This window comes from Enterococcus sp. DIV0682 (assembly GCF_051712685.1).
Classification (GTDB): domain Bacteria; phylum Bacillota; class Bacilli; order Lactobacillales; family Enterococcaceae; genus Enterococcus; species Enterococcus faecalis.
The window spans coordinates 1235712-1251412 of the sequence record NZ_JBIOPK010000001.1 but is presented as its reverse complement, the minus strand read 5'-3'; the positions used below and the strand labels follow the sequence as shown (position 1 = coordinate 1251412).

The following is a 15701-nucleotide window of genomic DNA, read 5'->3' as shown; positions in this document are numbered from 1 at the left end:
CGGTTTCTCCTTTAAAAATTAATGTTTGAAATGACGAGTCCCAGTAAAAATCATCGCAATACCATAATGATTCGCTAGATCAATTGATGCTTGATCTTTAATGCTCCCGCCTGGCTGAATAATTGCTTGAATACCATGTTGTGCAGCATATTCCACGCTATCTGCCATGGGGAAAAAGGCATCACTTGCTAAGACGGCCCCTTGTAATTTTCCAGCTGCTTGGGCTTGATCAACTGCAATTTTTACTGACCCAATTCGATTCATTTGACCAGCGCCAATCCCCACCGTTTGGCTTTCATTGGCTAAAACAATAGCATTTGATTTTACATGCTTGACTGCTTTCCAAGCAAAGTTCAAGGCGTCTCTTTCAGCTGGTGTGGGTTGGCGCTCTGTAACAACTTGCCATGCTTGGTCATTTTCAACAACTGTATCCTGTTCTTGAATTAATAACCCGCCCATAACAGAAACTAATTCCACCGCTTTTTTTTCTTGAGCATGAAAATCTAACGTTAACAAACGAAGATTCTTTTTCTGAGATAACAGTGCCAAAGCTTCTTCCTCAAAACTAGGCGCAATAATTATCTCTAAAAAGATTTGATGCATTTCAGCCGCAGTCGCTTGGTCCACTGGACGATTCAAAACAACAATGCCACCAAAAATTGAAACTGGATCTGCTTCAAATGCCTGACGATAGGCTGCCAAAATCGTTTTTCCTGTTCCAATTCCACATGGGTTCATATGTTTAACAGCGACGACCGTAGGTTCTGTAAACTCGCTAGCAATCCGGAGTGCTGCATCAGCATCTCGAATGTTGTTATATGACAGTTCTTTGCCATGAAGTTGTCGAGCGGAAGCAATGGATAATGATACAGGTACAACGGATTGATAAAAGGTGGCTTGTTGATGGCTATTTTCGCCATAACGCAATGTTTGCTTACGTTCATAAGTAAGCGTCTGTTTCTCTGGTTCAGTTTCACCCACTTGCGTCGTTAAATAGTCAGCGATAAGCGCGTCATAAGCAGCGGTATGACGAAAGACTTTTGCTGCTAATCTTTTTCTAGTGGCTAACTGGCTAGTTCCAGTGCTGCTAATTTCACTTAATACCTGTTCATAATCACTAGGATCAACCACTGCTGTTACGTCTTGATAATTTTTTGCCGCTGAACGTAACATGCTAGGACCGCCAATATCAATCATTTCAATCGCTTCTGCTTCAGAGATTGCTGGTTTTAAAATTGTTTCTTTAAATGGATAAAGATTCACTACTACAAGGTCAATAAAATGAATGCCTTGTTCAGTCAGTGCTTTTTGATGCGCTTGGTTTCCCCTTTTTGCCAAAAGTCCGCCATGGATATTCGGATGTAACGTTTTGACACGACCATCTAACATTTCTGGAAAGCCAGTGATGTCGTCAATAGCAAGTGTCGGTACCCCCGCTTCTTCTAAGACAGTCCTTGTTCCCCCAGTGGAGATAACTTCAAAGCCATTTGCAACTAAGCCTGCTGCAAATGTTGTCACTCCTGTTTTGTCTGAAACGCTAATCAATGCTCTTTTGGTCATTTCATTGTCTCCTTTACAATTTGTGAAATTATTTTTGGGTACCATTCGTGCTCAAGAGCATGAATTTTCTCTGTTAATGTGTCCAATGTATCTTCAGTATCAATCTTGGTGGTTGTTTGGAAAATAATCGGTCCTGTATCAACCCCAGAGTCAACATAATGGATAGTGATTCCTGTTATTTTCACTCCATAATGAAATGCCTCTTCAATTCCGTGAAGACCTGGAAAACTAGGTAACAGAGAAGGATGAATATTGACGATTCTCTTTGGATAAGTCTCCAGTAAAGTCTTGCCGATAATTCTCAAATAACCAGCTAACACGATTAAATCGATCTGATGCTCTTTTAAATGTTTCAATACTTGTTCTTCATACTGCCCACGAGATGGAAAATCAGATGGCGAAAAGCAAACAACGGGAATCTTGCGCTTTTGGGCACGGGTCAATACATGGGCTTCAGGCTGGTCACAAAAGACTAAGCTCAACTGCCCTGCGATTTTTTTCTGGGAAAAAGCTGCAGCAATCGCCTCAAAATTGCTACCATTGCCAGATGCAAAAACAGCTATCTTCATAAGGCTTCCTTAAAAATAACGGCTTTCGTTTTCCTAGGTACCAAACGACCAATTTCAAAAGCTTCTGGCAAAAGCTCCTGAACTTTTTCAACATGCTCTGGACTCACCGCTAAAATCATTCCTAAGCCCATATTGAAAATTTCATACATTTCTTCAGGTGGAATTTCACCGTATTTTTGAAGCAATTTAAAAATTGGTAGCACTGGCCAACTATTTAATTGAATCTCTGCAGCTAATGCGGAAGAAAACATTCTTGGTAGATTTTCTAAAAACCCGCCGCCAGTAATATGCGCAGCCCCATGCACGAGTCCTGCTTTTAACAATGGCAATAATTCCTTCACATAAATTTTTGTTGGTGTTAATAATTCTTCCCCTAACGTTTTGGGTGCCAATTCTGGAAGCTCGTCCGTTGTTTTAAACGAATGTTTCTTAAAAAAAACATTTCTTACTAAAGAGTAACCATTAGAATGAAGACCACTTGAAGGAAGACCAATCAAGAAATCGCCTTCTTTTACGTTACTTGGAGTCAAGAGTTGACTTTTCTCAGCAATACCCACGGCAAAACCAGCCACGTCATAAGCATCTGCTTCATACATATCAGGCATTTCAGCTGTTTCGCCCCCAATTAAGGCTGCATTCGCCTCACAACAGCCAGCCGCAACACCCGCAACAATTGCTTCAACTTTAGCTGGATTAACGGTCCCTAACGCTAAATAATCTAAAAAATATAACGGTTCGGCGCCTTGTGCGACGACATCATTGACACACATTGCTACACAATCAATTCCGATTGTCTCGTGTCTCTGTTCTTCAATTGCCAAGAGTAACTTTGTGCCTACGCCATCCGTTCCTGATACCAAAACTGGTTCTTTAAGCTTGTAACTACTTAAATCAAAACAACCACCAAAACCACCAAGCATGCCCAACGTTCCCGTCCGTTGTGTCTTTTGGCTATGCTTTTGAATTCGTTCCACTACTTCGTATCCTGCCTCAACATTTACGCCAGCTTTTGAATAGGCATTTTCCATGTCAATTCCTCCTAGTTTCTTTTTTCAAGGATGCTTGATATTGTTCTTCATAATCATACAAAGGCGTTGGATAGTCTCCATTAAAGTAAGCCATACACAGCCCAGAATAAGGAGCATCATAATTTAATTGAATCCCATCAATCAGCCCTGCTTCACTCAAAAAAGCCAGCGAATCTGCGCCAATCTGCTCTTTGATCTCTTCAATTGAATAGTTTGCCGCAATTAGTTCGTCCCGCGTCTGTATATCAATGCCATAAAAACACGGATATTTTAATGGTGGTGAAGCAATTCTGACATGAACTTCTTGCGCTTCTGCTTCTTTTAATAAATGGATAATGCGCCGAATAGTGGTTCCGCGAACAATCGAATCATCTACTAAAACGACTTTTTTTCCTTTGACCACGCCACGAACTGCCGATAGTTTCATTCGGACACCTTGTTCTCTTAATTCTTGTGTCGGCTGGATGAACGTTCGAGCGACATATTGATTTTTTACTAAACCTAGTTCGTAAGGTATCTGTGCTTCTTCTGCATAGCCGCTAGCTGCAGACAATGACGAGTTCGGTACCCCAATTACCATATCAGCTGCGACTGGACTTTCGATTGCCAAGTTCTTTCCCATTCTTTTACGAGCTGTATGCACATTAACTCCAGCAATATTTGAATCTGGTCGTGCAAAATAAATATATTCCATTGCGCAAATCGCCGGTTGGACTTCCGTAGTGAAAACCTCTATTTTCAAGCCTTCATCAGAAATGATGACTACTTCACCAGGCGCCACATCTTGAATAAAGCGAGCCCCAACTGTTTCTAATGCACACGTTTCGGATGCCACAACGTACGCCCCATTGTTCATTTGTCCGATGGAGAGAGGGCGAAAGCCGTTGGGATCCAGTGCAGCAATCATCATCGTTTCTGTTAATAAAAGATAAGCAAAGCCACCCTTAACCAAATTCAAGCTCTCTTTTAATTTATCGAGAAACGAGGCAGCAGTGCTTTTTCGAATCAAGTGCATTAAAATTTCAGTGTCTGAATTGGAATGAAAAATAGCGCCTTCTCTTTCTAGTTGTTTTCGTAAACGTTTGGCATTTGTCAAATTGCCATTGTGTGCTAACCCAATTTGACTATCATAAAATTTAAATAAAAATGGCTGAATATTATCCACGCTACCCGTACCAGCGGTTGCATAGCGTACATGACCAATAGCCGCCGTTCCTTCTAACGCATTCAGTTGTTCTTGCTTTTGGAATACTTCTGCTAATAAACCTAAATCACGGTGGCCATCTAATTTCCCAGAATTGTTCGCCACAATTCCCGCGCCTTCTTGGCCTCGATGCTGCAAGCTGTGTAAGCCAAAATAGGTCACTTGTGCCGCATCAGGATGACCCCAAATACCGAAAATACCACACTCTTCATTTAAGCTTTTTGCTTCATAAGACATGGAATCGCATCCTCCCATAAGGCTTTGGCTTCTTTTGTTGAACAATTGATCACATCATCTAACGCATGAATGACCAAACCAGTTTCAGTCACTTTCCCAATATGTTGGGCTTTTTTTCCTATAAGTGTTTCAAATGCTTCTTGATGCTGGGGACTAACTGAAAGAATAAAACGGGATTGCGTCTCCGCAAATAGATATTCTTTTTTTAATGGCAGTGTCACCTGTAACCCCAGTTCGTTAGCAAAAGCCGACTCGGCTAAAGCAACGGCAATGCCGCCTTCAGCGCAATCATGCGCGCTAGCAACTAGGCCTGCTTGAATTGCTTTTAAAACTAATTCTTGGTTTGCTTTTTCCTCTTTTAAATCAAATGAGCGTAATTGCCCTTCAATTCGACCCAGTTGCATTTTTTGAATTTCTGAGCCGTTAAAATCTGCGTGGGTTTCACCGATGAGATAAATTAAGTCATCAACTTGTTTAAACGCTTGTGTGGTAATTTGTGAAACATCTTCAATCACTCCCACCATGCCGATCATTGGCGTTGGATAAATGGCTTGACCATCTGTTTCATTGTAAAGAGAGACGTTCCCTGAAATCACGGGTGTTCCTAGCTGACGGCAGGCTGCGGCGATTCCATCCGCCGACGTCCATAATTCCCAAAAACTTTCTGGTTTATCAGGGGAACCATAATTCAAACAATCAGTGATAGCCAAAGGTTGTGCTCCACTTGCTACAATATTACGGGCTGCTTCTGCAACCGCAATTTGCCCACCAATTTCAGGATTTAAATACAAATAACGGCTATTACAATCTGTCGTCATCGCTAAGGCTTTATTGGTGCCCCGCACTCTTAAAACAGCTGCATCACTTCCTGGTTGCACCACTGTATTCGTTTGTACTTGACTATCATAGGTTTCGTAAACTGATTTTTTCGATGCAATCGTTGGCTGTTGCAATAGGCGTTTTAATAATTCCGTGCTATTCGTAATTTCTGGAATGAAGGGCGCTAATTTTTTAAAAGCACGCATCCGCTCTGGTTCTTGATAGGCTTTCTGGTAGACAGGGGCTTCTTCTGCCAAAGCATCTACTGGTACATCTGCGACTATTTTGCCACCGTGAAAGACACGATACTGTCCATCATCTGTTACGGAGCCAATCGCTACCGCTTCTAAGTCATACGTTTGAAACAATTCACAAACTTGCTGTTCTGCTCCTTTTTCCACACAGATTAACATCCGTTCTTGGGACTCAGACAAGAGCATTTCATAGGGGCTCATCTGCGTCTCTCTCTGCGGAACTTTATCCAGCTCTAGAATCAAGCCTGAACCTGCTTTTGATGCCATTTCAGCACTTGAAGAAACCAAGCCAGCCGCCCCCATATCTTGGATGCCGATTAAAATATCTTGATGATTTTTGATTAAATCAAGACAAGCTTCCAATAATAATTTTTCCATAAACGGATCACCTACTTGTACCGCAGATCGTTGCTGTTCTTCACCTTCACTAAATTCTTCTGAAGCAAAGGTCGCACCGTGAATTCCATCTCGTCCTGTTTTCGCACCTACGTAAAGAATGCTATTTCCGACGCCTTTTGCTTGGCCTTTTTGAATCTCATCATGACGAATCAATCCCACACACATAGCATTAACAAGTGGGTTTCCTTGATAACATGGCTCAAAAGCAATTTCACCGCCAACGGTTGGAATACCAATACAATTTCCATAACCGCTAATCCCCGCCACAACTTCTTGAAACAAATAACGTGTTCGTGCATCCGTCAGTTCGCCAAATCTTAGCGAATCCAGTAAAGCAATCGGCCGCGCCCCCATACTGAAAATATCGCGAATAATTCCACCAACGCCTGTAGCTGCTCCTTCGTAAGGTTCTACTGCAGAAGGATGATTATGGCTCTCTGCTTTAAAAACAACAGCTAATCCGTCACCAATATCGACAATCCCAGCTCCTTCACCAGGGCCTTGAAGCACTTGTGGCCCTTCCGTCGGAAACTTTTTTAAAACGGGCTTGGAATTTTTGTAAGAGCAATGTTCACTCCACATCACGGAGAATAAGCCAGTTTCTGTATAATTAGGTTCTCTTTGCAAAATGGTCTCAATCTGATGATATTCTTCATCTGTTAGTCCCCATTCTGCATACAACCGTGTCTCCTTGATTTCTTTTGGTGTTGGTTCATTCATCATTGGCTTAATTCCTTTCCAAAGTTTTTAATGATTGAAGCAAAAAAGCTGCGTCCATCTGTTGAACCTAACAATTCTTCCATCGCTCGTTCCGGATGAGGCATCATTCCTAGAACATTGCCCTGTTCATTACAAATACCAGCAATATTCGCAAGACTACCGTTCACCTTTTCTTGATACGTAAAAACAATTTGGTTCTTTTCTTTCAGCTCTTTCAACGTTTTTTCATCACAATAGTAATTCCCTTCGCCATGCGCTACTGGTAAATGTATCGAAACATTTTCAGGATACTCGCTTGTAAACTTTGTGTGCGTATTCACTTTCAATGGGACACTTTTACAAATAAAACGAAGCGAATCATTTCTTAACAACGTACCAGGAAGCAAGCCAATTTCTGTTAAAATTTGAAAGCCATTACAAGTACCAAAAACCATTTTGCCTTCTGTAGCAAAGCGAATCACCTCATTGATAATTGGCGAAAACCGAGCAATTGCACCACAACGTAAGTAATCGCCATAAGAAAAACCGCCCGGCAATAACACGCCATCAAATTTTGCTAAAGAAGTGGCATCGTGTCGGACAAATTCTGCATCGACGCCCATCACCTCTTTGACAGCCCACAATAAGTCTGCATCACAATTAGATCCTGGAAAAACAATCACTGCCAATTTCATTTAAATTTCCTCCAAAGATAAAATTTCAAAACGATAGGATTCCATATTTACATTGGCTAATAGTTGATCACAAATTTGTTCAATTTTCTCTTCAATTGCTTCTGTCTGCTGGACGTGCATTTCAAAATACTTACCGACACGGATTTCGGCTACTTCTGTAAAACCAAGCCGATGGACTGCTTCCTTAACCGCTTCACCTTGGGGATCCAAAATTGATTCTTTATACGTAACATAGACTTTGACAAAATACATACGCGCTTCCTCCTCAATTAGCTGTTAGTAAACGTTGTAAAACTTCTTCATATACAGGAACTATTTCTCCTAATTCACGGCGATAAACATCTTTATCCAGATGTTCGTTTGTGTTTAAATCCCATAAACGACAGGTGTCTGGAGAAATTTCATCTGCCAGTAACAATTGATTGGCCTTCGTCCGACCAATCTCGATTTTAAAATCGATCAAACAAATATTGAGGCGTTGAAAGAGTTGACTAAGCGCCTGATTAATTTGTAAAGCCAATGCTTTAATCTCCACAATTTCAGCAGGAGTGGCTACTTTTAGAAATTGAATATGGTCTTCGTTAATAAAAGGATCATCCAGACGATCTTCTTTGTAATAAAATTCGATAATGGGCGTCACTAATTTAGTGCCCTCTTCAATCGCTAAACGCTTTGAAAAACTTCCTGCCGCATAATTACGTACGACAACTTCCAAAGGAATCATTTCTACGGCCTGAATTAATTGTTCGTGTTCAGATACTTTTTTGATAAAATGATTGGGAATCTTTTGTTGCTGTAAATGTTCAAAAATCAGACTAGTGATTTGATTATTTAAAGCGCCTTTCCCAAGAACTTTGTCTTTTTTTTGACCGTTTAAAGCTGTTGCTTGATCAAGATATTCCACAAAAAGAACCGCTGCATTTTCTGTTTGATACAACTTCTTCGCTTTTCCTGTATACACAAGTGCTTTCTTTTCCATTCTTTCCCTCTTCTCGTTAGCTTCATGAACCCTATTCTTTCTAAGTCAGCTGATTTACATCAGACAAAAACTTACATTAGTTACAAAAAAACAATAATCGTTCGTGTTTGCTGAATGTAAAAATAAAAAACTTGCTTGGAGCAAGCATTTATTAAGTTACGTTCCAAATACCAACAGTCTCAATTTCCTTTAACGTTTCTGATAAGCAAGGTGTTGTAATGGTGACGTGGCCCATTTTTCTGCCAACTTTTGATTCGGCTTTCCCATAGTAATGGACTTGCCAAGTGGGTTTTGACGTGCATAACTGGTAGCTTTTTTCTAAGTGTTCACCTAAGAGATTCACCATAACCACTGGTTGAAGTAACTGGGGTAACCCAATGCCCCAATTGCTAATCCCTCGAATATGCGCATCAAATTGACTAAATGAGCAAGCTTCAATAGAGTAATGACCTGAGTTATGAGGCCGTGGCGCTAATTCATTGACGTACAACTCTTCTGAATCCGTTAAAAACAGTTCGATAGCTAAAACCCCAGATAAATTTAATTCCTCAGCAATGTGTTGCGCCAATTCCGCTGCTTTTTGTTGCACATTCTCAGAAATTCGAGCTGGCACAATTGATTCATGCAAGATATTCTTTCGATGAATGTTTTCAGATGCAGGAAAGCTTTGATAACCATGCTTATTCCCTGCAACGATGATTGAAAGTTCTTTAGTGAAAGGCACCCACTTTTCTAATTCACAAGTAGCGTTAGCTAATAATTCAGTCGCTTGGGAGAAATCCTCTTCGCATTTTAAGACGACCTGTCCTTTTCCATCGTATCCCCCTTGAATAGTTTTTAAGACACATGGAAAACCAATCTTTTCTGTTGCTTGTGGCAGCTCTTTCTGACTTTTCACTTCCGCAAAAGGGGCAATCTTACAGCCAATCGATTGAAGAAACGTTTTTTCAAGCAATCGATTTTGAGTAATTTTTAACAATTCTGTTCCTTGTGGCAACTTTTTTAGTGGAATGGCCTTTTCTAGGGAGGCCACTTCAATATTTTCAAATTCATAAGTGATCACATCGCATAACTCTGCTAGTTCAGTTAAAGCAGATATCTGATCAAAGGCTGCCACAATTTGACGGTCAGCTACTTGACCAGCTGGACTATTGAGCGTTGGGTCCAACACAATCATTTGGAAACCCATTTTTTTACCACTCATGACTAGCATTCGCCCTAATTGTCCCCCACCTATAATGCCAATAGTTGCTCCGACTTTTAAGGGTTTATTCAAGTTGTTCCCCACTTTCCATAACCGCTTTTTCCAATGATTGTCGCCTTGCTTGGATTCTTTCTGCTAACTGTAAATCATCAATACTTAGTATTTCTGCAGCTAATAACCCAGCATTGGTAGCACCTGCTGAGCCAATCGCAGTTGTTGCTACAGGAACTCCCCCTGGCATCTGCACAATAGACAACAGTGAATCAATACCGTTTAATGTTCGTGTTTTAACTGGAACACCAATGACAGGTAAGGTTGTCTTTGCAGCTACCATCCCTGGTAAATGGGCCGCTCCACCAGCGCCAGCGATAATAACCTTCAATCCTTTTGTTCGTGATTCCTCTGCAAAACGAAACATCAAATCAGGGGTCCTATGTGCTGATATCACTCGTTTTTCATAAGGAATTTTCAACCCTTCTAACACAAGACAAGCAGCTTTCATCGTTGCCCAGTCTGAAGTACTTCCCATAATCACAGCGACTAATGGTTTCATGAATGTAATAACTCCTTCCGCCTTTTTTCACTGTTATTCTAACAATGAGAAAAAGAGATGTCAAAGAAAAACCGAAATATTATACATTAAGATTATATAATGTTCGTGTTTACCAAAAAAAGAGCCATCGGAAAGATGACTCTTTTTTGCTATTTTTAGCGTTGCTTCCTCTTTAAGAAGAAACGTCGCCTGTATTAATAACTGGTTGTGTGCCCTTATCAGTAATGATTGAGACTAGTAAATTATTAATAAGTTGTACTTTTCGTTCATCGGTAAAATTAATTTCTTGCCCTTCTTCAATCTGTTCTAAGGCCATTTGTGTCATGCTTACCGCACCTTCAACAATTGTTTGTCGAGCCGCTAAGATTGCTTTTGCTTGCTGTCTTTGCAACATGGAGCTAGCAATTTCAGTTGCATAAGCTAAATGATTCAACCGTGTTTCGATAACCTCTACACCAGCCACTGCTAAGCGTTCTTGCAATTCTTTGGTTAACTCCTCGGAAATTTGTTCGGTATTTCCTCGCAGAGTTACATCATTATCTGAAAAAGTGTCATAAGGATATTGTGTTGCTACATGCCGGATTGCCGTTTCACTTTGAATTTCCACAAAGTCTTGATAATAATCGACATTAAATAACGCCTTAGCTGTATCGACTACCCGAAAAACGATGACCGCAGAGATTTCGATTGGATTCCCGTCAGAGTCATTGACTTTTAATAGAGAACTATTGAAATTTCGTACTTTCAAAGAAATGTTCATTTTTTGCGTAAATGGAATGGTAATAAACAACCCATTTTCTTTAATCGTACCTAAGTAGCGACCAAAAAATAAAATAGCTTTCGCCTGATTGGGACTAACAATGGTTAAGGAACTTAAAAATAAAATAGCGCCAATTAACAAAATAATACCTAAAACAACAAGAACTCCATTGGTATGACTCGCTCCATAAATAAATAAACCAATTCCCGCAATTAAAATAACTAATAAGCTCGCAATTCCTACGTAGCCACTCATATAAAATGTTTTTTTCTCTTCCATCTGTTTCACTCTCCTAACTCATTTATCTGGTCCTTATTATACACCTCATTGCCTTCAATAGAGTAACTTTTAACATTAAATAAACTGATTTTTTCGGGGCTCTTGTAGTATACTGAGAACAAAGAAATCCCAAGAAAAGGAGTGATAGAATGCGCTATTTAAGCAAGGACATTTTAGAGGAAGTCATCACTCAACGCCCCTCCGACTCTTATAAAAGCAATTTTGGGCGTGTTGTATTAATCGGAGGAAACCGACAATATGGCGGAGCCATCATCATGAGTACCGAAGCGTGTATCAATAGTGGCGCTGGTCTCACCACTGTGATTACTGATGTTAAAAATCACGGGCCTTTACATGCAAGATGCCCAGAAGCGATGGTCGTGGGCTTTGAAGAAACAGCCCTTCTGACGGACGTCGTAGAGCAAGCGGAGGTTATTTTAATTGGTCCAGGTTTAGGCTTAGATGCTACTGCACAACAAATATTAAAGATGATACTCGCCCAACATCAAAAACAACAATGGTTAATTATCGATGGCTCAGCGATTACCCTGTTTAGCCAAGGCAATTTTTCCCTTACCTATCCTGAAAAAGTTGTTTTCACACCTCATCAAATGGAATGGCAACGTTTGAGTCACTTACCTATTGAGCAACAAACACTGGTAAATAACCAGCGCCAACAAGCAAAATTAGGCAGTACGATTGTTTTAAAAAGTCATCGCACCACAATTTTCCACGCAGGAGAACCTTTTCAAAATACAGGCGGCAACCCTGGGATGGCTACTGGCGGAACTGGGGATACCTTGGCTGGCATCATTGCTGGTTTTTTAGCTCAGTTTAAGCCGACAATTGAAACCGTTGCTGGCGCCGTCTACTTACACAGTCTCATTGGTGATGATTTGGCCAAAACCGACTATGTTGTTTTACCAACGAAGATTAGTCAAGCCTTGCCGATATATATGAAAAAATATGCCCAGCCACACACTGCACCTGATTCTGAACTATTGGAACAGAAGCGTTCGAGATAAAACCCGAAAAGGCTAAATGGTGACAAATTTTGGGTTAAAAAGCAGGATTTAAGCCTGGGCCGAAAATCAAAAGCGATTTTCAGCCTAGGCTCTCTTTTTATTTTTCCTTATAAACATTTTTTAACGTTAATGGAGCGCCAAAGGTATGAAAATTCAAGCCTTTGACTTTATCATTTTGCAGGACTGTTTGTTCATTTTGGCTAAGTGGAATCATACCAGCAGTCGTTTCAATCACTTCTTTTTCAGCTGCAATCAGTGTCGCCCATCTTTTTTCTGGCTCTAAGGCATAGGTTGTGGCTGCTTCATCTAATAATTTGTCATAGACAGGGTTCTGATAATTGCGATCATTGCCCTTGTATAAAGTCATCAGGGTAGAAATAGGATCTTGATAGTCTGGTGTCCAGTAAATTAAGAATAAATCATAGTCACTTTCTCGCCCAAAGTTCAATGCAGCTTCGGTCGGCAATGCGGTTAGCTCTATTGTCAAACCAGGAAACAGTTCTTGTAGCGAGCCTTGCAAACTTTCACCAATTTTTTTGTAAGAACCATCATCTGTTACCATCAATTCAACGTTAACCTTTTCTCCTAATTCTGCTTGTGCTTTTTTCCAATAACTTTGCGCTTTTTCTTTGTTATAAACCATTAAATCACCTGCTTCTTGACGAAAATCGAGTCCCGTTGTGGGATTCGCCACAAAGCCTTCCGTGATTGCACCATGTAGCGCTTTAGAACCATCTGCAATAATATTATTGACTAGATTTTCTTTATCTATGCCTAAAGCCAACGCTTTACGCAAGTTTTCGTTTGCAAGCGGCGTTGCTTGCCCTTTCCGTTTTTGATTTAAGCGCAAATAGTTCATTGTCGCTGTTGGATACGAATGATACAACGTATTATTTTTATTCTGTTGCGCCAGTTCACCACTTAGTGTAGCCACATCTAATTGTCCATCTTCAAAAAGATTCAATGCAGTAGATGTTTCTTTGATAACCGTATAATTGATAATGTCTGAGCGCACGTTCTGGTGATCCCAATAGCGATTATTTTTTGCTAGTTGCCAGTCCATCTTTGTTTGCTGCCAATCTTTTACCACGAACGGGCCATTATAGACGACTTTATCACTAGCAGTTCCATAGTCCGCACCAAATTGTTCGACTACTTTTTGATTTTGCGGGAAAAATGTAGGAAAAGCTAACAAGGACGTAAAGTACGGTTTTGGCTCTTTGAGCGTCACTTTTAATGTATAATCATCCACAGCTGTGACACCTAGTTCATTGGGTGCTAATTTCCCAGCTGAGATTTCTGCACCATTTTGAATTGTTTCAACGATGAGGAAGCTATAAACAAAGCCGTTTTTAGGATCAATCATTTTTTTCCAAGCATATTCAAAATCATGCGCTGTGACAGGATCATCGTTACTCCAAACCGCTTCTTTTCTCAAAGAAATCGTGTAGGTTTTTCCATCTTCTGAAATCGTCGGCAATGCTTTTGCTACGGCTGGTACCAATTGGTCTTGTTCATCTAAACTATATAACCCTTCAAACGCTGCTGTTTGGACAATAGCATCTGGGAAATCCAATAATACAGAGGTGTTGAGCGTTGTTAATTCCGAGGGTGACATCAGTTGAACGGCTTCTTTGGTATTTTTCTGTTTCTTTTTATTTTCATTTTTATTGGTACACCCAGCTAAAAATCCTACCAATAAAATACAAACCATTGTGATTTTTAAATACTTTTTCATCTTCTTTCTCCTATAACTCTTCATTTTTTTATGCTCTTACTTACAGAAAGACAGCTCCCCTTTTATTTTGTCCTTTCCACAAGCATCCAGACAACGACCGCTGGCTCCTCCCCATCATTATAATTAATGTGACCTTCACCAGCTTCAATTAATTGGGCTTGTCCAGCTTTTCCGACTAAGTCTTGACCATCTTCTAAAATCGTATGTGCTTCGCCAGAAATCACATAAGAATATTCATCTTGTTCATGGCGAGCATATCCAGCTAAAGGCCGTTTTTCACCAGGCTGTAATGTAATAATGCCCATTTGAACTTGTGCATTTGGTTGGTTTTCTTTATCAAAAAAAATCGTCATTTCTTCTGATTCTGCTGATTTAATAAGCAATAGCTTTCCCTCCTTTTTTAAATCTTGTATCTTCCATTATTCCTTTAAATAGTATCAAAGTCAATCTTTTTATAGAAAATTCTGAATATTCTACACAAAAAAAGAGAGCATGAATTCTCTCTTTTTTATCTCTTTAAACTTTTACAATCCAGCCTTCTGGCGCTTCTTTGTCACCAAACTGTATGCCAACCAGTTCATCATATAGTTGCTTAGTCACTGGTCCAACTTCCGTTTCACTATAAAACACATGGAAATCTGTGCCATTTTGAATCCCACCGATAGGAGAAATAATCGCCGCTGTGCCACAAGCACCTGCTTCGGAGAAGTCCGCTAATCGATCAATGTAAACGTCTCCTTCAAGCGCCGTCATCCCTAAACGTTCTTTTGCTAGCGTCAATAATGAATATTTAGTAATACTTGGTAAAATAGACGCTGATTTCGGCGTAATAAAAGTACCCTCTTTGGTTATGCCAAAGAAATTAGCTGCACCAACTTCTTCAATTTTCGTATGCGTATACGGATCTAAATAAATGCAATCACTAAATTCTTTCTCATGTGCTTCTGCACCTGGTAAAAGACTGGCTGCATAATTGCCCCCCACTTTAGCGGCCCCAGTTCCTCGGCCCGCCGCTCGATCATAGTCAGAAACGATAAAGTTAGTTGGTGCTAAACCATTTTTAAAATACGAACCAACTGGCACGCAAAAAATAGAAAAAATGTATTCTTTGGCAGGTGCTACGCCAATATTATCGCCGACACCAATCATATAAGGGCGAAGATACAACGTACCGCCCGTTCCATATGGCGGTAAATAAGCAAGGTTGGCTTTCACCACTTCTTGACATGCAGAAACAAAGGTTTCTACTGGTACTTGTGGCATCAGTAGACGCGCACAACTTTTTTGTAGCCGTTTGGCATTTTCATCTGGACGAAACAAATTGACAGAACCATCTGCACATTGATACGCTTTTAATCCTTCAAAACATTGTTGGCCATAATGTAGAGCAGGCGAACCTTCACTAATCGTTAACTGATTGTTATCTGTTAGCGTGCCTTCTTCCCACTTGCCATCTCGCCAATAACTAATATAACGAAAGGGCGTTTTAATGTAAGAAAATCCTAAATTATTCCAATCAAGATTGGCTTTTTCCATTGTCGTAGCACCTCAATTATTTTGATTTTTTATCTTAATTAGTGTAATTGTACCCACCAAAAACTAGAAAAGCAAGTCTTATTCTCATTCTTAACTTTTGTTATTTTTTCTTACTTGTCCATTTCTCCTCGCAAAAAAACCTTGATAACCGTTTCTTGAATTG

At 40.1% G+C, this 15701-nt stretch carries 15 protein-coding genes; 1 reads left to right on the top strand and 14 read right to left on the bottom strand.

Annotated elements, in window-relative coordinates; translation table 11 throughout:
* Nucleotides 1–18: 18 nt before the first annotated feature.
* The 11 genes from purH to IGK96_RS05905 all read right to left on the bottom strand — a co-directional run bounded on the left by purH (nt 19) and on the right by IGK96_RS05905 (nt 11239).
* Nucleotides 19–1605 carry a bifunctional phosphoribosylaminoimidazolecarboxamide formyltransferase/IMP cyclohydrolase gene (purH, locus tag IGK96_RS05955; RefSeq protein ID WP_016616887.1) on the bottom strand — a complete coding sequence of 529 codons (1587 nt, stop codon included), beginning with the start codon at nt 1603–1605 and terminating at the stop codon, nt 19–21.
* Nucleotides 1557–2129 (bottom strand): phosphoribosylglycinamide formyltransferase, encoded by a 573-nt coding sequence (gene purN / locus IGK96_RS05950; protein ID WP_016616888.1) that lies wholly within the window; start codon nt 2127–2129, stop codon nt 1557–1559. The genes purH and purN overlap by 49 nt, the downstream gene beginning before the upstream one ends.
* Nucleotides 2126–3157 carry a phosphoribosylformylglycinamidine cyclo-ligase gene (gene purM, locus IGK96_RS05945; protein ID WP_016616889.1) on the bottom strand — a complete coding sequence of 344 codons (1032 nt, stop codon included), beginning with the start codon at nt 3155–3157 and terminating at the stop codon, nt 2126–2128. The genes purN and purM overlap by 4 nt, the downstream gene beginning before the upstream one ends.
* A gap of 1 nt (nt 3158) precedes the next feature.
* Nucleotides 3159–4598, bottom strand: a complete 1440-nt coding sequence (gene purF / locus IGK96_RS05940; protein ID WP_002394511.1) for an amidophosphoribosyltransferase — start codon at nt 4596–4598, stop codon at nt 3159–3161.
* Entirely contained in the window at nt 4574–6793 is a 2220-nt protein-coding gene (purL, locus tag IGK96_RS05935) for a phosphoribosylformylglycinamidine synthase subunit PurL (protein ID WP_010713331.1), read from the bottom strand. Before purL ends, purF begins: the two co-directional genes overlap by 25 nt.
* Nucleotides 6790–7464, bottom strand: coding sequence for a phosphoribosylformylglycinamidine synthase subunit PurQ (purQ, locus tag IGK96_RS05930; RefSeq protein ID WP_002361952.1), 675 nt, complete (start codon nt 7462–7464; stop codon nt 6790–6792). The genes purL and purQ overlap by 4 nt, the downstream gene beginning before the upstream one ends.
* The gene (gene purS, locus IGK96_RS05925) at nt 7465–7716 is read right to left on the bottom strand and encodes a phosphoribosylformylglycinamidine synthase subunit PurS (protein ID WP_002357271.1); all 252 of its coding nucleotides are present in this window, start codon (nt 7714–7716) and stop codon (nt 7465–7467) included. It lies immediately after the preceding gene.
* Nucleotides 7717–7729: 13 nt separating this feature from the next.
* Nucleotides 7730–8443 carry a phosphoribosylaminoimidazolesuccinocarboxamide synthase gene (gene purC, locus IGK96_RS05920; protein ID WP_002357270.1) on the bottom strand — a complete coding sequence of 238 codons (714 nt, stop codon included), beginning with the start codon at nt 8441–8443 and terminating at the stop codon, nt 7730–7732.
* A 151-nt stretch (nt 8444–8594) separates the two neighbouring features.
* On the bottom strand, nt 8595–9719 hold the full coding sequence (gene purK / locus IGK96_RS05915) for a 5-(carboxyamino)imidazole ribonucleotide synthase (RefSeq protein WP_010713330.1): 1125 nt from the start codon (nt 9717–9719) through the stop codon (nt 8595–8597).
* Nucleotides 9712–10200 carry a 5-(carboxyamino)imidazole ribonucleotide mutase gene (gene purE / locus IGK96_RS05910; RefSeq protein ID WP_010707494.1) on the bottom strand — a complete coding sequence of 163 codons (489 nt, stop codon included), beginning with the start codon at nt 10198–10200 and terminating at the stop codon, nt 9712–9714. The genes purK and purE overlap by 8 nt, the downstream gene beginning before the upstream one ends.
* 172 nt (nt 10201–10372) lie before the next feature.
* A complete protein-coding gene (locus IGK96_RS05905) occupies nt 10373–11239 on the bottom strand; it encodes an SPFH domain-containing protein (protein ID WP_002366818.1) in 867 nt (288 codons plus the stop codon).
* A gap of 149 nt (nt 11240–11388) precedes the next feature.
* On the opposite strand from IGK96_RS05905, the gene IGK96_RS05900 reads away from it, so the two are divergent.
* Nucleotides 11389–12264 carry an NAD(P)H-hydrate dehydratase gene (locus IGK96_RS05900; RefSeq protein WP_010713329.1) on the top strand — a complete coding sequence of 292 codons (876 nt, stop codon included), beginning with the start codon at nt 11389–11391 and terminating at the stop codon, nt 12262–12264.
* Between the two features lie 97 nt (nt 12265–12361).
* On the opposite strand, the gene IGK96_RS05895 is transcribed toward IGK96_RS05900, so the two are convergent.
* The 3 genes from IGK96_RS05895 to IGK96_RS05885 all read right to left on the bottom strand — a co-directional run bounded on the left by IGK96_RS05895 (nt 12362) and on the right by IGK96_RS05885 (nt 15538).
* Entirely contained in the window at nt 12362–14002 is a 1641-nt protein-coding gene (locus IGK96_RS05895) for a peptide ABC transporter substrate-binding protein (protein WP_002360129.1), read from the bottom strand.
* Nucleotides 14003–14064: 62 nt separating this feature from the next.
* Nucleotides 14065–14385 (bottom strand): cupin domain-containing protein, encoded by a 321-nt coding sequence (locus IGK96_RS05890; protein WP_010707491.1) that lies wholly within the window; start codon nt 14383–14385, stop codon nt 14065–14067.
* A 133-nt stretch (nt 14386–14518) separates the two neighbouring features.
* Nucleotides 14519–15538: a branched-chain amino acid aminotransferase gene (locus tag IGK96_RS05885; RefSeq protein ID WP_010713328.1), complete on the bottom strand. Its 1020-nt coding sequence runs from the start codon at nt 15536–15538 to the stop codon at nt 14519–14521.
* Nucleotides 15539–15701 lie beyond the last annotated feature (163 nt).